The following is a 19,946-nucleotide window of genomic DNA, read 5'->3' as shown; positions in this document are numbered from 1 at the left end:
CGCTTCTCCGTAGACCATCAACATAAGTGATTTAAAGGACCGATTATGAAACGTCGATTGCTCGCTGTTGCACTGGCTCTTTTCCCGTTTGCTGCCAAGGCCAACTGCCTGCCGCCGTGGCAGACATTGTTTGCCTGCGACATAGCGGGATCGAGTGCGCGTGCGGAGTTCTGCGAAATCGCCGATCCTGAAAGCCATAAGAGCCTCAAAAGCCATTATTATACTTACGTGGTCGGAACGAAACCGGCAGAGCTCTATTTTGAAGCGGATGGCTACTATTTTTCGACGAAAGACACTGTATCAGATCATCCGACCGACCTCGCAATGGGCGTCGGCTTGGCAAACAAGAACTACGTTTATTCGTTCTTCGTGACAGAAGATAAGACGCTTGACGGAAAGATCCGTGAAGCCGAAATCCGCGTCTACAAGTCTCTGGATGCCTTCAGCAATGACGCGAAGAATAACGAGCAGCTTCGCCTCCAATGCAAAACCAGCTCCATCGTTGCAAATCAGGACAACATTCGTCCCTGAAAAGCGAAAGTCGAAGGCATTCGTCTCTCGGACAGCTGCGGCTGGTAATCAGCGTTTGTCTTCGAAACGGCGCGGGGTGGCGTGACCGGTTACCTGATCCCAGTGTTGGTCCGCTCGCCGTTCGAAAGTTGCGGCATCGCGTGCATCGCTTTGGTAGAAGGCGCCGCGCGGCACGTCCGGGGCATAGTCCTGATCACTCCAGCCGCGCATATCATCGTGCGGGAAGGCGTATCCGACATGGCCGAGTGCGGCAGCACCCTTATAGTGCGCGTCTCGCAGATGCATAGGCACTGCTGACGGTGCTTCATTTGCCACATGGGCGAGTGCCAGCGAAATACCTCGGCAAGCCGAATTCGATTTCGGTGCGCGCGCCACGTGGAGTGCGGCATGCGCCAACACGATCTGTGCTTCGGGATAGCCGATTTTCTCGACGGCATGGAGCGCTGCAACAGCGGTTTGAAGTGCCGTATTGTCGGCGAGGCCCACATCTTCTGAGGCATGGATCATGATACGGCGCGCGATGTAACGTGGGTCTTCTCCGCCATGAACCAGTCGTGCCAGCCAGTAAAGTGTCGCATCCGGATCGGAGCCACGCATGGACTTCACGAAGGCCGAGACGACATCGTAATGCGCATCACCGGAACGGTCGTGGTTGACAGGGGCTGCCGCGTAAGCCTCGTCGACCATCGTTTCCGTGATGAGAACCGGTTTACCCGAAGGATGGCCAACGACAAGTCCTTCCAGGACGGTGAGCGCGCGTCGCGCATCACCTCCTGAGCGCCCGGCGATACGCCTAAGGAGCGCCGGTGCGAGCTGCACCGTGATGCCCTGGCCTTCGAGATGATCAAGGCCACGGCGCAAGACTTCCTCCATCTCCTCGATCGCCAAGGGCTCCAGCTTCAGGATCGTGGAACGGGAGATGAGAGCGGGCGTCAACGTATGATAGGGGTTGCCGGTTGTCGCTCCAATGAAATCAGCGACCCCTTCCTCGCACAGCGCCAGGAGATGATCCTGCTGCGTCGCGCTGAAGCGATGCACCTCGTCGGCAAACAGCAATGTCGGGCGCATCCGAGCCTCGTCCGCTATTTTGCGGATGTCGGCAACGTTGTTGTGTGCCGCATGCAATGGCCTGAAATTCTTTCCGAGCATGTTGCCGATGGCGCGGGCAATGGAGGTCTTTCCGAGGCCGGGCGGCCCGTAGAGAATGATGCTGCCAAGCCGGCCTGCCGCAATCCGGCGACGAAGCATCGTCCCTTCACCGAGAACCTTTTCCTGACCTATGACATCGTCAAGCGTCGCAGGGCGCAATTCAGCGGCGAGCGGCATGGAACCGGGACGGGGTGCTGCATCGAAAAGATCGGTCATGCTGGCCTCGCATAAAGGTTTTCCGTCCGGCCGCTATATCGGTGCTGCCGGTGAACGGGATAATCCTCGTCTATCGGCTCATAGAAGCAGGGTCAAACGACAGAACATGCCAGGTGGGCAAAACTCTGCCCAATGTCAGCCAGTGTTCAAATTGACCTCCTGTCGATGACCGTTATAGCCTCTATGAAAAAGGCCCCGGATTTTTCCGGGGCCTTCTCGAGGTTCTGTCAGTTCTTTTCAGGAAGTGCGTAACCAATCACGTAGTCGCCACGCTCCGGAGAGTTGCGACCTCCTCCGGCGGAAATGACGACATATTGCTTGCCATCACGCGCCACGTAGCTAATCGGCGTTCCCTGACTGCCGACAGGAAGGCGTGCCTTCCAGGCCTCCGCACCCGTCGCGCTGTCGATCGCGCGGAGGTAGAAATCCTGCGTCGCGGCAAAGAACACAAGACCACCCTTTGTCGCCAATGACCCACCGATCGTCGGCATGCCGATTGGTATCGATGCATGCATCTTGATACCGAGGGGGCCAGTGTCCTGAACTGTACCCATTGGTATCTGCCAGGCAATCTTCTGGGTTTTCATGTCCACGGCAGTCATCGTTCCAAAAGGTGGCTTTTGGCAAGGAATACCGAGCGGCGACATGAAGCGGTTCTTGGCAGTGATTGCGTAAGGCGTGCCGACGAGTGGCTGGGCGCTCGATGCCGTGATTTGCGCGTTTTCATCGCCGTTGCTGGCCTTCGCATCTCCGTCATAGGGGACGAGCTGCACTTCGAGACCGAGGCGCATATCGTTGAAGAAGGCATAGTTGCTGGTCGGATCGTAGGACACACCACCCCAGTTGAGGCCGCCGAGCGAGCCCGGCAAGTTCAACGATGCATCAGTGCCAGGTGGTGTGAACAGGCCCGTGTAGCGCATCGACTTGAACTTGACGCGGCATACGAGCTGATCGAAAGGCGTCGCACCCCACATATCCGATTCCGTCAGAGTATCCGCGCCGATCTGCGGCATGCCAACGGAAATCGGCTGTGTCGGAGAATAGGTCTCGCCTGGCATATCACCGGCTGGCACCGCACGTTCCTCGACCTTTGTCAGAGGCTTGCCCGTGAGGCGATCCAGAACGAAGATTTGCCCTGCCTTTGTCCCAAACACCATCGCCGGACGGCCATCGAACTCGATGAGGGTCGGCTGCATCGGGACATCGAAGTCCCAGAGGTCGTCGTGCACCGTCTGGTAACGCCACTTTTCCAGGCCTGTTGTTGCATCTACCGCCAGCATGGTTGCGCCATATTGGCGATCCAGTGGGCGACGCTTTACACCCCAGAGGTCGATGGCTGCGGAGCCAACCGGCATGAATACCGTGTTCGACAACGCATCCCACGACATCGGCGCCCAGACGTTTGGCGTCGATCGCGTCCAGATCTGTCCTTCAGGCAATTGCTTCATTCCCGGATCGCCCGGATCGAAGGCCCAGCGCAATGCGCCTGTCATCACGTCGAAGCCGCGCACGACACCACCAGGCATATCAATCGAAACGTTGTCACCGACACGGCCACCCACAATGATTGTCGTGCCGGCAAGTGTTGGTGCTGACGTTGGATAGTAATCGCCGGTCGCAGCGCCCGGACCCATGCCAACGTTCAGGTCAACAATACCGTTGGCTCCAAAATCGGCGCAGGCAAGTCCGGTATCTGCATCGATCGCGACAAGCTGCCCCTTGGTTGAGTTCATCAGCACCCGGCGTGTGCAAACCCCGTTTGCGGGCAAGGATGCCTTGATGATGGGACTGGACCCTGCTGCTGTTGGTTCGGCAACGGGCTTCGATGCGTCAAAGTAAGCGAGACCGCGGCAACGCTGCCAGTCATCGTTCGTTACGCCGGACTTGAATTCCCACTTCTTCTCGCCTGTTACGGGGTCGAGAGAAACGACATTGTTATGAGGTGTGCAGACGTAAAGAGAGTCATTGACCATCAGTGGCGTGGTTTGGTCTTCCGCGCCGCCGCCATCGCTGACAGGAAGATCGCCAGTCTTGGCCGTCCAAGCGACCGTCAGGTCGCCCACTGTCTCACGATTGATCTGGTCAGCCGGAGCAAAACGGTCGTGATTGTCATTTCCACCGTAGCTCGTCCAATCCGCCGGGCGGGAGACATCCGCCAGCTCAGGCGACGTTTCGTTTCGGATGACACCATGCGGCTGGAACATTCCCCAGACACCAACAGCGCAACCAAGAGCGATGACGACCGCCGTCGCGACGTAGCCGACACTAGAGGCGGCTTTCCCTCTCGCCTTGTTCAGCAGAGGTAGGCTCAGCAGCACCACAATCGCACCGATGGAAAGCGCGAAGTTGCGAGAAACAAGCGGCCAAAATTCTAGCCCTGCATCAAAAACGGACCAGGGAAGGGTTGCAAGCCAAACCAGGAGGAAGAGCGTGGCGCCGAATGGTCGCGCAATTACGATCGCAAGACCCGAAATAACCAGCGCCGCACCGGCGAGGACAAAATACCAGCTTCCACCAAGCAGTGCGAGCTTGCCGCCGAGTGTGACAAAAAACAGTCCTGCTGCACTGATCACCAGCCCCAGCAAAACCAGATAAAGTCGTCCGATCATGTTGATCGGCCGAGGGTTCGAGTTGTTCATGAATGAATCCTTATTTCAGTCGCGCTGGGTGGGAGGAAACCCTGCGCCGACTTGTCGCAGGACTTACGGCGCTCGTATCTATAAGACAAATCGAAATTTCGAAGATATCGATAAGGAAAACCAAACAATGAGTTTGCCGCCTATCCGGCATCTTGAAGCGTTCATGGCAGTCGCCCAAGCGCGCTCGTTCAGGGTCGCATCGGAACGGATGGGGTTGTCGCAACCTGCGCTCAGTCAGAATATTGCGCTGCTGGAAAACTCGCTTGGCGTCACCTTGTTCACGCGCAGCACCCGAAGTGTTCGTCTGACTGCCGATGGTGCCGGACTGCAGGAACGTCTTGCGCCGCTTCTACCTGCGTTGCGTGATGCCATAGAGGTCACACGCCGTCGCGCGGATTCCAACAAAACGCTCCAAGTCGGCATTCTTGCCTCTGCTGCGGTCAAGTACCTTCCTGAAGCGCTCGTGCGATTTAGAGCGAACCATCCCGATGTGGTCGTCTCGGTGCGGGATGGAAGCGCTGATCATTTGTTCGATATGGTGCACCAAGGCAAACTCGATCTCGCCGTCGCAAGCTTTCTCCCGCACGACGACAAGGACGTCCATTTCAGCAAGATCATCGCTGACCCGTTCAGGGCAGTTTTTCGCCGCGACCATCCACTCGCGGGGAAGGGAGCTGTCTCCTGGTCAGAGCTTCTCGACTACGATTTCATTGGAGCCAATGCCGGCAGCGGCACCCGATATGCGGTCGATGAAGCGATGAAGAGCCGGAATATCGCGGTGCGGACGGTCATGGAGTTCGGTCACTACTCTGCGGTTGCCGGCATGGTTGAGGCTGAGATGGGTGTCAGTGCGCTTCCCCGCATGAACTGCCCGCCACCAGGTGATCCTCTTCTGTGCTCGGTCGAGCTGATAGACCCACCGGTTTTCCGCGACCTTGGAATTCTGACGAATAGCCGGGACGGAGGCATCACGCACTATGCGAGATTATTCCATGATGAGGTGGTTCATGCGGCGAGCGTGCTGACAGCCGGCCTGGAAAAATCGTGATCGAGACCCAAAGATCACGGTCGTCCAACGACGCCGAAGTGGCACTCTGCAGCCACTCGCGGCTTAAAGCCAGCCTGTTTTGCGGAAACGATAATAGAGGGTTGCGCAAAGGGTGATGATGACGCCGATGACGGCTGGATAGCCGTATTCGCTCTTGAGTTCCGGCATATGCTCGAAGTTCATGCCGTAGATCCCGGCGATCGCCGTCGGCACGGCGAGGATTGCTGCCCAGGCCGCGAGCTGTCTCGTTATCGCTCCCTGGCGCTGCTGCTCCAGAAGGTTCGAAGCCTCGAAAACGGATGTCATGATGTCACGCAGGCCGCCAACGAGGTTTTCGACGCGGCGAACATGGTCATAGACATCCTTGAAGAACGGTCTGGCATTGTCGTCGACACAGGGTAGCTCCAGATGTGACAGCTTGCCCACCACTTCGGCCATAGGGCCAAGGATGCGCTGGAACTTGATCACCTGTCTGCGCATGCGGAAAATTCGCCTGATCTGCTCAGGTTGCAGGAAGGAGACAAGGACGTGCCTTTCCATGTCGAGCACCTTGTCCTCCAGCGTCTCGACCATCGGAAGATAGCCGTCGACAATGAAGTCGAGGATGCCGTGCAGCACGTAGTCGGGTCCATGGACCAAGAGCTTCGGCGACTGCTCAAGCTGATGGCGCAGTTCCTTGTGGGATCGCGCCGAACCGTGTCTGACCGAGATCAGATGGTTCCTGCCGACAAACATGCAGGTCTCTCCATAAGCGATCTTGTCACCCTCCAGATGGGCAGTCTTGGCGACAACGAAAAGTTGCTCTCCATAGACATCCACTTTAGGCACCTGTTTGCCATTGATCGCATCTTCAACTGCCAGCGAATGCAGGCCGAACATCGTCTGCAGACTGGCCATTTCCTCACTGGTTGGATCGGTCAGTCCTATCCACACGAATTCTCCTTCTGTTGCGGCAAAGGGTTCGTTGACAAGTGGGACTTCCTCGGCACGTTTGCCGTTTCGGTAGAGATAGGAGGCAACGATGGTCATAAAAATCCGATCCGATCAGGCACGACAAGAGCAGAGAGACTAAGACACGGCGTCCCTTGTTCCAAGCTTGTCTCTGAATGTACGATGGCAGTAGGGCTACGGTATGAATACCTTGAGCGCTTTCTCGATGATCGCAAACTGGACCGGGGTTTGCGTCTTGAGTTCGCCGTCCAGATTTACCGGGCGCGGTTTGCTTGTCTCTATCGTCAGAGCTTTGGTCGAAAAGGCGCGAACATCATCCCAATCTCCGTGTGTTCCGCGGCGGATTGCCGGTAACAATCCAAGCAGACGCCACCAATGATCGACTTCTAAACTGTAGAAATCGAGCATTCCGTCCGTTGCCGTGGCATCCGCATGAACGGCCATCCCGCCACCGTAGAAGCGACCATTTCCTACAGAAACCTGTAGGGTCCTAAGCTTCTCTGTTTTCCCGTCGTGGTCGAGATGGGCAGTAAAAAGCCGTGAATTTGCAAGCAGTCGCGCTGCGACGAGGCCATATCCCAGTTTACCCCATCGCTTTTTCGCCTGTTGGGTCAGCGAGGCGGCGAGATCGGCGCTGAAACCGATGCTGGCGACGTTGAAGAACGCGTGCCCATTGGCGGTGCCAAGGTCAACCGCGGTCGTCTGACCTGCTGCAATAACGGCTGCTGCCATTCGAAGATCCTGCGGGATGCCCATGGTTCGAGCAAAATCGTTGGCCGTACCAAGTGGCAATACGCCCAAGGGAAGCCCTGCCTCCAGCAATCCGGGAGCAGCATTGTTCAGGCTGCCATCACCACCGCCAACGATGACGAGGTCTACAGTGTCGCGATGGCGGACGATGAGGTCTGACGCTGATGACAAATCTTGCGAGGGCTCAACGATGCTGATACCCGCCTCTCCAAGGTGATGTCGTGCCTGGGCAAGCCCCTCCCGTCCACGTCTGGAGTGGGGATTGACGAGTAGAAGCGCTTTTTTTGGTCAGCCTTGCGTCGGCGATGGTCTCTGGGGTCATGCAGCATCATATGTGCAGTGCAACACCAGAGTGCAATGAGGCTCTTTTGTCTCAAGCAGTCTTTATCAAAGCCAGGCTGGTCGCCTTCGAAGGCACTAGATCGCCACCTGTTCGCCCAACTCAATAACGCGGTTTGGTGGAAGGTTGAAATAGGCGGACGGATCAATCCCGATACCGGCCAGCGCAATATAGAGGTCTTCCTGCCACCACGGCAGACCCGTATTCGGTGTCGCGATGAGATTGCGGCGGCCGAGATAGAATGAGGTCTGCATGATCTCGAACTTGAAACCTTTTTTCTTGCAAAGCGGTAGCGCCTTGACGACGTTCGGATCGTCCATGAAGCCGAAATTCATGTCGAGGCGCATGAAATGCTTTGAAATTCGGGTGATTTCTACGCGCTCTGAGTTTGAGATGTAAGGCTTGTCATGCGTCCAGATCGTCAGGATCACATTCTGTTCATGAAGGACGTGGTTGTGCTTGAGGTTGTGGAGAAGAACACCCGGCGCTTTGTCCGGGACACTTGTCAGGAACACGGCAGTGCCCGGTACCAAAACAGGCGCATTGCGCGAACCACGATTGATGGAGCCTTCAAGCGACGTGATAAAGGTGTCGAGCGGGATGTCGTTTCGTGCAATCTTTTCTCTGAGATAACGAGACCCTTTTGTCCATGTCCACATGACAAGGATGATGACACCTGCCAGAGCCAGGGGCACCCAGCCGCCATCGTGAACCTTGAGGAGGTTTGCGGCAAGGAATACCGCTTCGATCGCAAAGAGGGGCGCCAGCAGGATTGCTGCAGTGAATGCAGATCTGCCTCTGACGGAACGAAGAAACTGGAAAGCCATCAGCGTTGTGACGACCATCGCTCCCGTTACCGAAATGCCGTAGGCGGTCGCAAGCGATTCCGAATCCCCGAACGAGAAGATCAGGACCAGCACGCCAATGAATAGAACCATGTTAACAGCCGGCACGTAGATCTGCCCAGTGTTCGTCTCGGATGTGAAGCGGATCATGAGCTTCGGCAGGAAACCAAGGTGAACGGCCTGGCGAGCAAGGGAGAACGCGCCCGTTATAACGGCCTGACTTGCGATGACCGTCGCCATCGTCGCCAGGATCACCATCGGAAGCAGTGCCCACTCTGGGTAGAGCAGGTAAAACGGATTTTCGATTGCCGCAGGGGTGCTGAGGACAAGCGCGCCCTGACCGAGATAGTTGAGGGCAAGAGCTGGAAACACAAGGATGAACCAGGCTGCGCTGATGGGTTTGCGCCCGAAATGACCTAGATCGGCATAAAGAGCCTCCGCGCCCGTCACAGTCAGAAACACTGCTCCAAGAACGATGAGCCCGGCCCAGCCCGCGTGCGTGATGAACCAAAGCGCGTTGATCGGATTGAGCGCTTCGAGGATTGTCCAGTCGTCGCCGATATGGATAAGGCCGCCCCAGGCCATTGCCAGGAACCAAACGACGGTAATCGGACCGAAGAACTTTGCAACCGCCCCGGTGCCTTTCGATTGAACCGCAAACAGTCCAACCATTATGAGTGCTGACAACGGTAGAACATAGTCAGAAAAAGCCGGTGTAACCAGCTTCATTCCCTCCAAAGCCGACATCACGGACAGTGCGGGAGTGATCATCGCGTCACCGATGAAGAGAGCAGATCCGACCAGGCCAGCGAAGAACAGCACGGGCATATAGCTTCCTGTCTTCTTCATCAGAAGCGCGAGAAGCGATAGCGTGCCACCTTCTCCGTCATTATCTGCACGCAACAAGAATAGCACGTACTTGAATGTGACGATGATTGTCAGCGTCCAGATCATAAGGGAGATCAGGCCGACAACGTGCTCATGCTGAACACCGTTTGCCGTAAAAGGGCGCAGCGATTCCCTGAACGCGTAAAGTGGACTTGTGCCGATATCTCCGTAGACGACACCAATGGAGCCGAGGAGTAAAACGAGAAACTTTCTTGTCTCGGACCGAGTGCCGGAGACTTGGGAGTTCGAGGACGTCATAAGGTCTCCGGGCGTTCGGTCATTGCGGCTCTTTATGGTGCATCGTGAAACTTCACGCAATTCCCCTGTTCCAAGATCCGGACCGAGGTCGCGAAAATCGCACCATTTGATGCCTGTCACATTTCATCTTTTAGCGACGTGCCTTGTTCGGCAAACGCATGGACCTCACGCTGGGGCTTAAACGCTTTCCGCTTTTTTCGCCTGATTAGGCGAGTGGGCAGTTTGCTACGAAGGACACGACTGTTTTGTAGCCGATTTTCCTGCACGGCTTTCCCAGACAACAAGGAAAAGGCTTGAGCTGACAATCAGAAGCGCTCCGGCAAATACACTGGTCGAGGGGATTTCGGTCCAGATTGCATACCCATAAACGAAAGCCCAGATCAGGCCCGTATATTCGGTAGGTGCGAGTGCCGAGGCAGGAGCATGCCGAAAGCCCTCGTAAAGGAGATATTGGCCGACCGTTGCGATCAGGCCCAATCCGATCATCAGGGCCCATCCCATCAGGTTAGGCGTTTTCCACAGCCATGGCAAGGACAAGGCACAGGCGATCGCAAACAGCAAACTTGTGGTCCACATCTGTGTCAGCGTGGTTTCGGTTCTGCTCACCAGGCGGATCAGAATTGTGCTCCATGCCCAGCAGAAACCGGCAACCACACACAGCGCAGCCGGAATCAAGCTCGGCGAATGCGTTGGATTGGCCGCAATAAGAACCCCCGCAAATCCACCGAGGCACGCGATCCATCTGCCCGCGCCAACCTTTTCTTTCAAAATCAGAATTGAAAGAAAAACCACGATGATCGGTGCAGAGAAATAAAGCGTTGTCAGTTCGGCAAGCCCGAGATGCCGTGCGGAATTATAGAAGAGAAGCCACGCCGTCAGCATCAGCATGGCGCGCACAACCACCGTGCCACGGTACTGGCTCTTCATGATCGATGGGTGACGATAATATTGTGCGAGAAAGCCCGCAATCAGGGCGATGACGAGGCTGCGAATGAACAGAATTTGCGGAACCTCGTAGTCGGCCACCAACCACTTAACGATGGCATCCTGCGCTGCAAAACATGCATATCCACCAGAGGCAAGGGCGATGCCGACAAGTGGGTTGGTATTCGTTGTGTTCGACATCGTCTCAACGTCTTTATAAAGATCTATCTGAGGCGTGTCTTACCCGGTGGCTCGGCGGCAAGCCAGTGTCTCGATTGCCATTTTTACAAGTTCTGACGAGACCTGGAACCGCGATGGAGGACCGGCTGCTGCACGGCCTCCTCGGATGCGTCAAACGTCAAAAATAACGGACCTCCTCGGCCTCGATGCTGAGTGGATCTTTGCCGCGTTTCGTCAGCCAAGAATAGACTGGTGGCACACGATCGGCGATCGATTCCACGTGGATGTCGATCAGGCAGGGGCCGTTCTTATAGGCGAATGCTTCGGAGAGTGCAGCGTCAAGCTCAGCTGAATTCGTCGCCGTCCAAGCCTTGACGTCGAAAGCCTCTGCGATTGCCTGCCCGCGTGGTGGCATGAAGTCGACACCGAAGCACTGGTTATGGCCCTTCAGCCGATGCAGTCCCTTGATCCACCCGAACGTGCCGTTGTTGAACAGCAACAGGATGGCTGGCACCTGCAACCGAACCAGTGTTTCCAGTTCGCCGACAGTCATCCCGAACGAGCCGTCGCCAAACATACCGATCGGGCGGCGTTCCTTGTCGGCGAACCATGCGCCGACGGTTGCCGGTAAAGCCGAACCGAGGCCGCCGAATGCGCGGGGAATTGCGATCCGCGTCCGACGGTCGGTGAGTTTCAGGAAACGGGTCATATGTGGCGTAGGTGTTCCCGCGTCCGAGTAGATATGGGCGGGCTTCCCATAGGCCTCTAACGCTTCATTGAAGCAGCGAACTGCGCGCTCTGGTCTGAGCGGTGAAGCTTCAGAGCTTAAAAGGCTTTCGGCATTGTCCCAGAAATTTGCACGAAGATCATTCAGTTCATCAACCCATTCCTGGGTCCAACCATGATCGGCATCGGTTGGAGCCATTGCGATCAGGCGCTCAAGTACGAGGCGCGCATCGCCTTGGACGGAGACGACGTTCTCGTAGTTGTTAGCCATGATTTCCGGATCGATATCGATCTGGGCGACGCGCTTGTTCAGGGTGATCTTGGGGAAGGTCCAGCCGATGGTGACGACAGAGCCCATTTTCGAACCAACGAAGAGAACGAAGTCGGCGTGCTCCAGCGCCCAATTGGCATGAGGATGAAATCCGTTGTCGCCGATAACGCCGACTGCCAGGCGATGATCGTCCGGCATTGTGCCCTGTCCAGTCATGGTGGTGCATACGGGAATGTTGAGGCATTCTGCGAGTGCGGTCACTTCGGGGCCCGCACAGGACCGGTTCACGCCGCCGCCTGAGACAATCAGCGGTCGACGGCTAGTTGTCAGCAACGACATCAGCGTGTCCAGCTTGTCGGGTGATGGCAGCGTAGGGTAGGCGGGGAACTGTTTGCATTCCGTTTCAACATGGAGCGAGATCCTGGCGGGGTCGACGTTCGCCAGCAGCATGTCCTCAGGGATTTGCAGGTGGACTGCGCCGGGTTTACCCGAACAGGCAACGCGAAATGCTCGGCGAATGATCTCGGGCAGCTTCTCGGCCGACTTCACCTGAACAGACATCTTCGTGATCGGATCGAAAAGGCGTGCGCAATCGAGTTCTGTCAGAACGCCACGTCCTTCACCCGGAAGAGGAATGTCGATGGTCAGCAAGATGACCGGGACGGACGACGAATTGGATTCAGCCACGGGCGGCAGCGAATACATGGCGCCCGCACCCGATGGGCATTCGAAAACGCCGGGTTTTCTGGTGAAGCGACCGTAAGCATCGGCCATGTAGCCGGCAGACCGCTCATCGCGCGCCATCACGTGACGAATTTTGCCTTCCCGCTCCTGCAGAGCTTCATAAAGAGGGACGTTGGTGTCACCAGGCACGCCGAAGATGACTTCGACGCCATAACCGATCAGCATGTCCACTAGAATATCCGCGCCGCGCACGACGATCTCCTTCTGTTTGTGAAAGCAGGGTTGGACAACGTTCATCGCAAGATGTGATCCGCGATGACGCTCATGCATTCTTTCCGGCGAACCTGAATCGACGCGGCGAATAGCAACCTATCTCGTCGCCCTGGGGTTTACCGGAGAGCTGTTCAGCGACGATGCGGCCGGTAATCGGGCCAGTCGCAAAGCCGACATGTCCGTGGCCAAAGGCGTAGAAAACATCCGGGGAGCGCGAGGAGCGACCGATGACGGGCAGGCCATCGGGCGTAGACGGGCGATGGCCCATCCACTTGTCTACCGAGATGTCACGCATCTTGGCCAATGCGGGATAGGTCTTGCGCGCGTGATTGAGCAGGATCTCGACACGTCGCCAGTTTGGCGGCGTGTCGACGGACGCCAGTTCAACCTGGCCGGAAAGACGCAGACCCTTCAGCGTAGGCGTATTGGCCATCTTGCCATCGCTTGGCATGACCGGATGTTGCGGTCCGCCATCGGCAAGAGAAATCACGCCGTGATATCCTCTTTCGCTCTCAAGAGGCACCTTGTCACCGGCCTGTCTTGCGAGGGTCTTGGACCAGGCGCCGGCAGCAACCACGGCCTGATCACATTCGATCATCCCACCGGTAGTCTCTACGCCACGCAGCCGATCTCCATCAAACTTCAGTGCGTTTGCCTTTGCCCTGACGATGTGCAGGCCGCGTTTGACCGCAGTTTCGGCGATACGGGTGATATAGGTTTGGGGATCGACGCAATGGGCGCCGTTTTCTGCCACAACACCGAACGTATAGTGCCCGTCGAGGCCCGGTTCCCGTTGCAGAAGCGCGTCCTTGTCGAGTTCTTTCCATTGAAGTCCGGTCATCCTGCGCAAATGCCACGCCAGAGCTTCCTTCTCGAATGCCTGCCGGTCCGGGTAGGCATAAAGCAGCCCCTCGCGACGGACGAGGTCTGCAACACCGACTTCGGAACTCAAGGCTTCGTGGCGATCCGGACTGTCCTTGAGCAGCCGGTTCAGCGCTCGTGCCGTCGCCTCTACCCGCGATATGGAAGCCCCTGCCCAGAGAAAGCGTAAAAGCCAGGGTGAGAGCCTCAAAATATGGCGCCACCGGATGACCAAGGGGCCATCAGGGTTCATCAGATATCCGGGAACCTGCTTCCAGAGCCCGGGCATGGACATCGGAACAACCGAGGCAGGGCTGATCCAGCAGCCATGGCCGTAACTCGCAGACTGCCGGCCACCCGGTTCGCCACTTTCCACCAGGGTAACCTGATGCCCTGCGCGAAGTAGCTCGAGAGCGCTACAGACACCGACGATACCGCCTCCGATCACGACCGTGTGCTTCGCTGCAGCCTTGGGCATGTGAATTTCCTGATAATGAGTCAACAGTTCACCCTCCCGCCGCAGATAGCCCGCGGTCGGCACTTCATCTCTTTGTCTTTCGACCTGTGGCGTTAGCGCTCTGCGATGACTTTCGCGTTGGAGCGCAGCGATTGCTCCGAAACCCGAATGCCCAGCCCCGGACCATCCGGTACGATGACTTCGCCGTTACGGTTTTCGATTTTGACCTCCAGAACATCTTCGGTCAGCACGTGGTGCGGCATGTAGAATTCGCATCCGAGCGAAATGCCGGGTGTTGCGGCAATAAACTGGGTGCCAGCCGCAAGGGCCACACCACCTTCCCACAACGTGCCGCCATAGCCGGGAAGGCGGGCCGTATCGGCCAATGCCATCAAGGACTGCGCCTCAAGAAGCCCACCGGTTTTCATCAATTTGACCGAAATGGCGTCTGCTGCTCCAAGTCGGATGATTTCCATCAGGTCGCGCGTATCGAAGCAGCTTTCATCGGCCAGGATCGGCGTGTCCAGATCGGCCGCGAAAGATGCCATCGCCGCAAGGCAATCCCTTGGAACGGGTTGTTCAATGAAGGTCGGTCGAAACTGATCGACGTCGCGCAACGTCTTGATGGCACCAAAAGGCTGGAGTGCCTGATTATAGTCAAGGCGAAGGTCGATGGTGTCGCCAAACGCGTTGCGCATGGCTTCAAGATGCGCAAGATCATCCTGATGCGATTTCACGCCGGTTTTCACCTTGAAGATGCGGTTGCCCTGGGGAACCATTTCTTCCATGCGTCGCATGTCCGCGCCGAAATCGGGATCGGCGATCGAGAAGGAGAGGGGGATGGTATCGCGGACCCGACCGCCAAGCAGATCGGCAATCGAAAGGCCTGATGATTTGCCGAGGATATCGAGCATCGCCGTTTCGATCGCGAGTTTCGCCTCGCCATGGCCCACCAGCACTTTTTTCATCTTGATCGTCAGTTCGCGGACGCGATTGACCGGAGCACCGATCACCAACGGGCGAAGATAGATGTCGATCGCCGCAAACGCGGCTTCGGCTGTACCCGTAAACACCTCCCAGGGCGCAGCCTCACCCCAGCCAACCGTGCCGGACGAGGATGTCAGTTCGACCAGCACGCGCTTTACCGTGCCCTTGACGTTTCCCACTCCCTGCAGCCGAGCCATCTTGATCGGGCTTTCGATCAGGAACACGCGGAGTCTATCGATCGTTTCCATCTTGTCTTACCTGCAATCTTGGTCCGCTTACCTTGCGGCCGAACCTTTGTGAAAATGACTGAGAAATGTCTTGGTCGCGTCCATCTGCGGTGCGTCAATGACCTGTTGGGCGGTGCCTTCCTCGACGACATATCCATCGCGCATGAAGACGATGCGATCTGCGACTTCGCGGGCGAAAGCGATCTCGTGGGTCACGATCACCATCGTCATTCCATCTGCTGCGAGCTTTTGCATTGTCTGAAGCACCTCACCCACCAGTTCAGGGTCGAGCGCGGAGGTGGCCTCGTCGAAGAGCATGACTTCGGGTTGCATCGCCAAAGCGCGAGCAATGGCCACGCGCTGCTTTTGGCCGCCGGACAGGGTTTGCGGCGCCTGCTTGGCGCGATCAGCAAGCCCAACCTTTTCGAGTTGGAACATGGCAAGGTCCGTCGCTTCCTTCCGTCCCATGTGTTTCACATGGATCGGTGCTTCGATGACGTTTTCCAGCACCGTCATATGCGGGAACAGGTTGAAATTCTGGAAGACCATTCCCGTTCTGGAGCGAAAGGACGCCAGTGCCTTGATGTTCGGCTGCTTGACCGCTTTGCCAAATTCGAACGTCGTATCGCCGACACGAATGCGCCCGTCGTCGGGGGTAACGAGAAGGTTCATGCAGCGCAGAAGCGTAGACTTTCCCGACCCGGATGGACCGATCAGTGCCAGCACACCGCCCTGGTCAACCTTCACACTGATGTCCTTCAGGACCTCGAGAGGACCGAACGACTTTCGCAGGTTCGAGATTTCGATCATTGGCGTTGTCATCGTGCCTCTCCCAGCTTGCGTTCGCGGTTGCGGACAAAGAGTGTCAGCGGGAAAAGGATGATAAAGTAGGCGACTGCGATCGCCGTATAGGTCTCAAGTGGACGGAAGCTGTCGTGGGCTGCCATCTGTCCCTGGTAGACGAGATCGGGCACCGCGAGAACGGAGACCAGTGATGTATTCTTGAATTGCAGGATCGACTGGTTCATCAGCGATGGCAGCATGCGCCGCAAGGCCTGCGGCAGGACGATCCGGCGCATGGCGAGTGCCGGTGTCATGCCAAGAGCTGCGGCCGCTTCCGATTGCCCTTCATCGATCGATACGATCCCGCCGCGAATGATCTCCGCGTAGAAGGCTCCACCGTAAAAGGAGAGTGCCAGGAGGGAAGCCGTAACCGGTGTCATCTCGATCCCGGCGATGATCGGTAGTGCGTAGTAACACCAGATCAACTGGACAAGGATCGGCGTGCAGCGAAAGATCTCGATCACGGCAAGAGATATGCCGCGCAAAACGGAAAATCGCGAAAGCAGACAGATGGCTTCGATGAGCCCGACGGTCAGCCCGCCGATGATGATTGCGATGGTAAACCCGACTGTCACGCCGAGGCCCTGGAGAAGTAACCATCGGTACTCCCAAAGGGTCCAGAAATCCCATTCGTACATGGTTCAAGTGTCCGGATATCAGAAGTCAGCTGGGGCAGCGGAGGATGGCTCCGCTGCGTTCGGATATTAGATCTCGAAACCGGCCGGGAAATCGGATTCATTTACGCCAACAAGCGCCATGTTGCGAATGATGGCATCTTTAACGAAGCCGCTTGCGCGGTTGTCTTCGATCCACTTCGTCACGTGTGTACGCCAGGTCTGGTCTTCCTCCCGGCGGAAACCGGCATTGGACGTGGTCGAATCCAGAGGTGTCGGTAGAAGCAGCTCGCCGATCGACGGGTTCTTGGCGCGCAGGGACATGGCGAGGACCAGAACAAGGCACTGTGCATCGGCTCGCCTTGCCTGAAGAGCTGCGGTGGCGTCACTTGCGGTTTTCAGGCGGGCGACCTCTGCTTTCGGGGCATGGCGTGTGACCGCAGAATCGTGCGACGAGCCGGCGTCGACCGCAATGCGCATTTCAGGTTTGTTGAAGTCGTCCCAGGTCTGGCCTTCTACACCTTTGCGAACGATCAAGGTGAACGCGTTCTTGAATACGGGGCCGGAAAAATCGATAACTTTCTGGCGTTCCGGTGTCGGGTTGAGGCCGAAGAAGACGTCGATCTTGTCGGCTTGCAGATCAAGCACCGAGTTGCCCCAGGTGGTCTCAGTGATGGAGAGTTTTACGCCGAGATCTTCCGCAAGCTTCGTGCAGATATCGATGTAGAAACCGCGCCAGCTACCGTCAGCAAGGCTCTTTTGATAATAAGGAGCCCCGTCCGCGACAGCGCCGATGCGAAGCACGCCTGAGGCTTTAACCCGCTCCAGAGAATCTGCGGCCAGGACCGGGGTGACAAAGGCACCGATACCTGCGGCGGCAACGCCCATTCCAACCAACTTACTGAAATCTCTTCTTTTCATCATGTTCCCCTTTGTTTTGGGCATCGAATTCTGGTCGATGCCTCCTACCTGCAAAGTCTCTTTGCATTCGCACCGCGGCATCAACGACGTTCTCGCGACTGGCATCAACCGGCCGGGGTGTTGTTTGGGAGCGGATACTCGCCAGATAATTCTTGAACCAGGGGGAGGCAAAATAAAAACGTTGAAAAATCTCCTTTGCATGAATTAAATTCATGATGAAAATCGGGGGAATGCGATGAGACGTTACCTTCCTTCTTTGGCATCCCTGCATGCCTTCGAAGCTGCCGCACGGTACATGAATTTCACCAAGGCAGCCGATGATCTTGGTCTGACACAAAGTGGAATCAGCAAGCAGATACAGAACCTTGAGGAGTTTCTCGGTGTCACTCTTTTTCATCGTTCCGGCCCTCGGCTTGTGCTGACGGAACTTGGCGCCAACTACTATCGGGACGTTGCACTGACGCTCGACAGGTTGCAGGAAATTTCAATCGATGCCGTGCGAGGACGCACGGTAGACAGCTCACTCATGATCGGCACGCACCCGACCTTTGCCGCACGCTGGTTGCCGGAACGGCTATCATCGTTCATCGAGGCTCATTGCGAAATCCCGCTGGAGATCACGACAACAACCCCTGCTATGGATTTCGAGACCACCCGGTTGGATGTGACCGTTCTTCGTGGGGCTGGCACGTGGCTTCATGCCCGAGCGATCGAACTGTTTCCGGAAACCTTGGCGGTCGTTGCGTCGCCGCGCCTCATTCCGTTCGGGCAGAAGCTGCAACCACTAGAATTTTCAAACTATCCAATGCTGCAAAACGCCGGCCGGCCGAGCCTGTGGTTGAATTGGCTGCGGCTCGCCGGACTGTCCTATAGCGGCAGAATTCAAGGTACGCGGTTTTCAAATCACGAGATGATTATCAACGCGGCCCTTAACGGTATCGGCATCGCAGTCGTACCAACATTCTATGTCGAGCGCGAACTGGAAAGCAAAGCGCTCCATATGCCTTTCGGAGAACCGATCCGGTCGGATGACTCCTATTTCGTGGTTTACCCCGAACGAAAGGCCCACAACGCCAACATCATCCTCTTTCGGGATTGGCTTCTTCGCCAAACGAAGAAGCCGGCACACAAATAGCGTTTTTGTAACGCGGGCAAGGGCCGGTTGATGCTTGATTCAAGCTCGGACCAATGATTGTCTGCGCCGCGGCAGCAAAAGACCTCACTGCAAATTGTTCGCTACGTCTGAAATCCCGACAAAGATTTTCTCTCTTTCGACAGGCAATCGGAAATTGCGCCCTTCATTGTCTATAAAATAAGTAGACTAATAAGTGCATGATCGAAACTGCCAGCGAGGCGACGATGTATGCATTGAGTCTGCTCGATAAGAGCCCGATCTCTTCAGAGGAAAATGCCGTCACGGCACTTTCCAATACGGTCAAGCTCGCAAGACGAGCGGAAGAGCTGGGTTATCGGCGGTTCTGGGTTGCAGAACATCATGGAAGCTCCGCCCTCGCGAGTTCGGCGCCTGAAGTGCTTATCGCCTGGATTTTGTCGAACACGTCTCGTATTCGCGTCGGTTCGGGCGGCATCATGCTGCAGCACTACAGTCCCTACAAAGTCGCAGAAGTGTTCAACTTGCTTTCGTCTTTGGCGCCGGGTCGTGTTGATCTCGGTGTAGGCAAGGCGCCAGGCGGATTGCCGCAATCGACAGCGGCCTTGCAAACCTATCATTCTTCCAAACCTGATTTTAATCAGCAGCTTGCTGATCTGCAGACATTTCTAGCCCATTCGCTGGATGCTGACAGATCAGTCGGGGCTTTTCCCGGTCCGCAGCCTCTGGTGGCTGCCGAGCGGTTTTTGCTCGGTGCAAGCCCTGACAGTGCCCGGCTTGCCGCAGCGCAGGGATGGGATTTCGTTTTTGCTGGTCATCTGAATGGCGATCCTGAAAATCTGAGGCTTAGTCTCGAAGACTATCGTGGCAGGAGTGGCGGCAAGGCGCCCATTTTGGCGCTCTCCGCCTATGCGTCCGAAAACGCTGCTGATGCGGCGGCGCTCGTTGGCGAACTGAAGGTGTTCAAGGTTTTCCTTGAAAACGGCCAATCGGCCAGCTTGGGCAGCCACGAACAGGCCGAAGAATTTGCAAGACAGGCCGGCTCAAGGGAATTCCGCATCGAGGAGCGCAAGCCGAGCGTACTGCATGGCACGCCGGATAGCATTCACGCGGAGCTATCGCGACTTTCAGCGCTCTACCAGATCGAGGAATTTATTCTCGAGCCGCCGCCCGTCGGCGCCAACCGACGGCTTGCATCCATAGAGCTTCTGGCTCGCCACCCCCTATCCGCGGCAGCGTAACGTCTTGAGGA

At 56.7% G+C, this 19,946-nt stretch carries 15 protein-coding genes and 1 pseudogene; 4 read left to right on the top strand and 12 right to left on the bottom strand.

The window, feature by feature from the left end; genetic code table 11:
* Window positions 1–45 precede the first annotated feature (45 nt).
* Window positions 46–531, top strand: a complete 486-nt coding sequence (locus ACIQT8_RS06625) for a hypothetical protein (protein ID WP_400964477.1) — start codon at window positions 46–48, stop codon at window positions 529–531.
* A 48-nt stretch (window positions 532–579) separates the two neighbouring features.
* On the opposite strand, the gene ACIQT8_RS06620 is transcribed toward ACIQT8_RS06625, so the two are convergent.
* Together ACIQT8_RS06620 and ACIQT8_RS06615 are read right to left on the bottom strand one after the other, a co-directional pair.
* Complete coding sequence (locus ACIQT8_RS06620) at window positions 580–1,896, bottom strand: replication-associated recombination protein A (protein ID WP_400964476.1); 1,317 nt, start codon at window positions 1,894–1,896, stop codon at window positions 580–582.
* A gap of 227 nt (window positions 1,897–2,123) precedes the next feature.
* Entirely contained in the window at window positions 2,124–4,535 is a 2,412-nt protein-coding gene (locus tag ACIQT8_RS06615) for a membrane-bound PQQ-dependent dehydrogenase, glucose/quinate/shikimate family (protein WP_400964475.1), read from the bottom strand.
* 127 nt (window positions 4,536–4,662) lie between these two features.
* On the opposite strand from ACIQT8_RS06615, the gene ACIQT8_RS06610 reads away from it, so the two are divergent.
* Window positions 4,663–5,583, top strand: coding sequence for a LysR family transcriptional regulator (locus ACIQT8_RS06610; RefSeq protein WP_400964474.1), 921 nt, complete (start codon window positions 4,663–4,665; stop codon window positions 5,581–5,583).
* 63 nt (window positions 5,584–5,646) lie between these two features.
* Here the strand turns inward: ACIQT8_RS06610 and ACIQT8_RS06605 are convergent, their stop codons facing one another.
* The 10 genes and pseudogenes from ACIQT8_RS06605 to ACIQT8_RS06560 all read right to left on the bottom strand — a co-directional run bounded on the left by ACIQT8_RS06605 (window position 5,647) and on the right by ACIQT8_RS06560 (window position 17,586).
* Complete coding sequence (locus ACIQT8_RS06605; RefSeq protein ID WP_400964473.1) at window positions 5,647–6,612, bottom strand: magnesium and cobalt transport protein CorA; 966 nt, start codon at window positions 6,610–6,612, stop codon at window positions 5,647–5,649.
* A 96-nt stretch (window positions 6,613–6,708) separates the two neighbouring features.
* Window positions 6,709–7,569: pseudogene (locus ACIQT8_RS06600) on the bottom strand (lipid kinase); the annotation flags it as partial.
* A gap of 132 nt (window positions 7,570–7,701) precedes the next feature.
* Window positions 7,702–9,615 (bottom strand): potassium transporter Kup, encoded by a 1,914-nt coding sequence (locus ACIQT8_RS06595; RefSeq protein ID WP_138795863.1) that lies wholly within the window; start codon window positions 9,613–9,615, stop codon window positions 7,702–7,704.
* Between the two features lie 225 nt (window positions 9,616–9,840).
* Complete coding sequence (locus ACIQT8_RS06590) at window positions 9,841–10,740, bottom strand: DMT family transporter (protein ID WP_400964472.1); 900 nt, start codon at window positions 10,738–10,740, stop codon at window positions 9,841–9,843.
* A 157-nt stretch (window positions 10,741–10,897) separates the two neighbouring features.
* A complete protein-coding gene (locus tag ACIQT8_RS06585; protein ID WP_400964471.1) occupies window positions 10,898–12,697 on the bottom strand; it encodes a thiamine pyrophosphate-binding protein in 1,800 nt (599 codons plus the stop codon).
* A gap of 25 nt (window positions 12,698–12,722) precedes the next feature.
* Entirely contained in the window at window positions 12,723–14,012 is a 1,290-nt protein-coding gene (locus tag ACIQT8_RS06580; RefSeq protein ID WP_400964470.1) for an NAD(P)/FAD-dependent oxidoreductase, read from the bottom strand.
* Window positions 14,013–14,104: 92 nt separating this feature from the next.
* Window positions 14,105–15,226, bottom strand: coding sequence for an enolase C-terminal domain-like protein (locus ACIQT8_RS06575; RefSeq protein ID WP_400964469.1), 1,122 nt, complete (start codon window positions 15,224–15,226; stop codon window positions 14,105–14,107).
* A 27-nt stretch (window positions 15,227–15,253) separates the two neighbouring features.
* Window positions 15,254–16,027 carry an amino acid ABC transporter ATP-binding protein gene (locus ACIQT8_RS06570; RefSeq protein ID WP_400964468.1) on the bottom strand — a complete coding sequence of 258 codons (774 nt, stop codon included), beginning with the start codon at window positions 16,025–16,027 and terminating at the stop codon, window positions 15,254–15,256.
* Complete coding sequence (locus ACIQT8_RS06565) at window positions 16,024–16,686, bottom strand: amino acid ABC transporter permease (RefSeq protein WP_262528155.1); 663 nt, start codon at window positions 16,684–16,686, stop codon at window positions 16,024–16,026. The genes ACIQT8_RS06570 and ACIQT8_RS06565 overlap by 4 nt, the downstream gene beginning before the upstream one ends.
* Before the next feature lie 66 nt (window positions 16,687–16,752).
* The gene (locus ACIQT8_RS06560; protein WP_400964467.1) at window positions 16,753–17,586 is read right to left on the bottom strand and encodes a transporter substrate-binding domain-containing protein; all 834 of its coding nucleotides are present in this window, start codon (window positions 17,584–17,586) and stop codon (window positions 16,753–16,755) included.
* A 232-nt stretch (window positions 17,587–17,818) separates the two neighbouring features.
* Between ACIQT8_RS06560 and ACIQT8_RS06555 the strand changes: the two genes are divergently transcribed.
* Window positions 17,819–18,718 (top strand): LysR substrate-binding domain-containing protein, encoded by a 900-nt coding sequence (locus tag ACIQT8_RS06555; protein ID WP_400964466.1) that lies wholly within the window; start codon window positions 17,819–17,821, stop codon window positions 18,716–18,718.
* Window positions 18,719–18,942: 224 nt separating this feature from the next.
* Window positions 18,943–19,935 carry an MsnO8 family LLM class oxidoreductase gene (locus ACIQT8_RS06550; RefSeq protein WP_400964845.1) on the top strand — a complete coding sequence of 331 codons (993 nt, stop codon included), beginning with the start codon at window positions 18,943–18,945 and terminating at the stop codon, window positions 19,933–19,935.
* Window positions 19,936–19,946 lie beyond the last annotated feature (11 nt).

It is taken from the genome of Agrobacterium sp. NPDC090273 (genome assembly GCF_044772305.1).
In the GTDB taxonomy this organism is placed as follows: Bacteria; Pseudomonadota; Alphaproteobacteria; order Rhizobiales; family Rhizobiaceae; genus Agrobacterium.
The sequence above is the reverse complement of the archived record's forward strand: the minus strand, read 5'-3'. Positions and strand labels throughout refer to the sequence as shown.

What these genes read in the sequence shown, in the direction of transcription:
- ACIQT8_RS06605 (WP_400964473.1), bottom strand. Translation starts at nt 6,612, where the DNA reads ATGACCATCGTTGCCTCCTATCTCTACCGAAACGGCAAACGTGCCGAG.
- ACIQT8_RS06625 (WP_400964477.1), top strand. Translation starts at nt 46, where the DNA reads ATGAAACGTCGATTGCTCGCTGTTGCACTGGCTCTTTTCCCGTTTGCT.
- ACIQT8_RS06550 (WP_400964845.1), top strand. Translation starts at nt 18,943, where the DNA reads ATGTATGCATTGAGTCTGCTCGATAAGAGCCCGATCTCTTCAGAGGAA.
- ACIQT8_RS06585 (WP_400964471.1), bottom strand. Translation starts at nt 12,697, where the DNA reads ATGAACGTTGTCCAACCCTGCTTTCACAAACAGAAGGAGATCGTCGTG.
- ACIQT8_RS06580 (WP_400964470.1), bottom strand. Translation starts at nt 14,012, where the DNA reads ATGCCCAAGGCTGCAGCGAAGCACACGGTCGTGATCGGAGGCGGTATC.
- ACIQT8_RS06595 (WP_138795863.1), bottom strand. Translation starts at nt 9,615, where the DNA reads ATGACGTCCTCGAACTCCCAAGTCTCCGGCACTCGGTCCGAGACAAGA.
- ACIQT8_RS06590 (WP_400964472.1), bottom strand. Translation starts at nt 10,740, where the DNA reads ATGTCGAACACAACGAATACCAACCCACTTGTCGGCATCGCCCTTGCC.
- ACIQT8_RS06560 (WP_400964467.1), bottom strand. Translation starts at nt 17,586, where the DNA reads ATGATGAAAAGAAGAGATTTCAGTAAGTTGGTTGGAATGGGCGTTGCC.
- ACIQT8_RS06615 (WP_400964475.1), bottom strand. Translation starts at nt 4,535, where the DNA reads ATGAACAACTCGAACCCTCGGCCGATCAACATGATCGGACGACTTTAT.
- ACIQT8_RS06575 (WP_400964469.1), bottom strand. Translation starts at nt 15,226, where the DNA reads ATGGAAACGATCGATAGACTCCGCGTGTTCCTGATCGAAAGCCCGATC.
- ACIQT8_RS06620 (WP_400964476.1), bottom strand. Translation starts at nt 1,896, where the DNA reads ATGACCGATCTTTTCGATGCAGCACCCCGTCCCGGTTCCATGCCGCTC.
- ACIQT8_RS06570 (WP_400964468.1), bottom strand. Translation starts at nt 16,027, where the DNA reads ATGACAACGCCAATGATCGAAATCTCGAACCTGCGAAAGTCGTTCGGT.
- ACIQT8_RS06610 (WP_400964474.1), top strand. Translation starts at nt 4,663, where the DNA reads ATGAGTTTGCCGCCTATCCGGCATCTTGAAGCGTTCATGGCAGTCGCC.
- ACIQT8_RS06555 (WP_400964466.1), top strand. Translation starts at nt 17,819, where the DNA reads ATGAGACGTTACCTTCCTTCTTTGGCATCCCTGCATGCCTTCGAAGCT.
- ACIQT8_RS06565 (WP_262528155.1), bottom strand. Translation starts at nt 16,686, where the DNA reads ATGTACGAATGGGATTTCTGGACCCTTTGGGAGTACCGATGGTTACTT.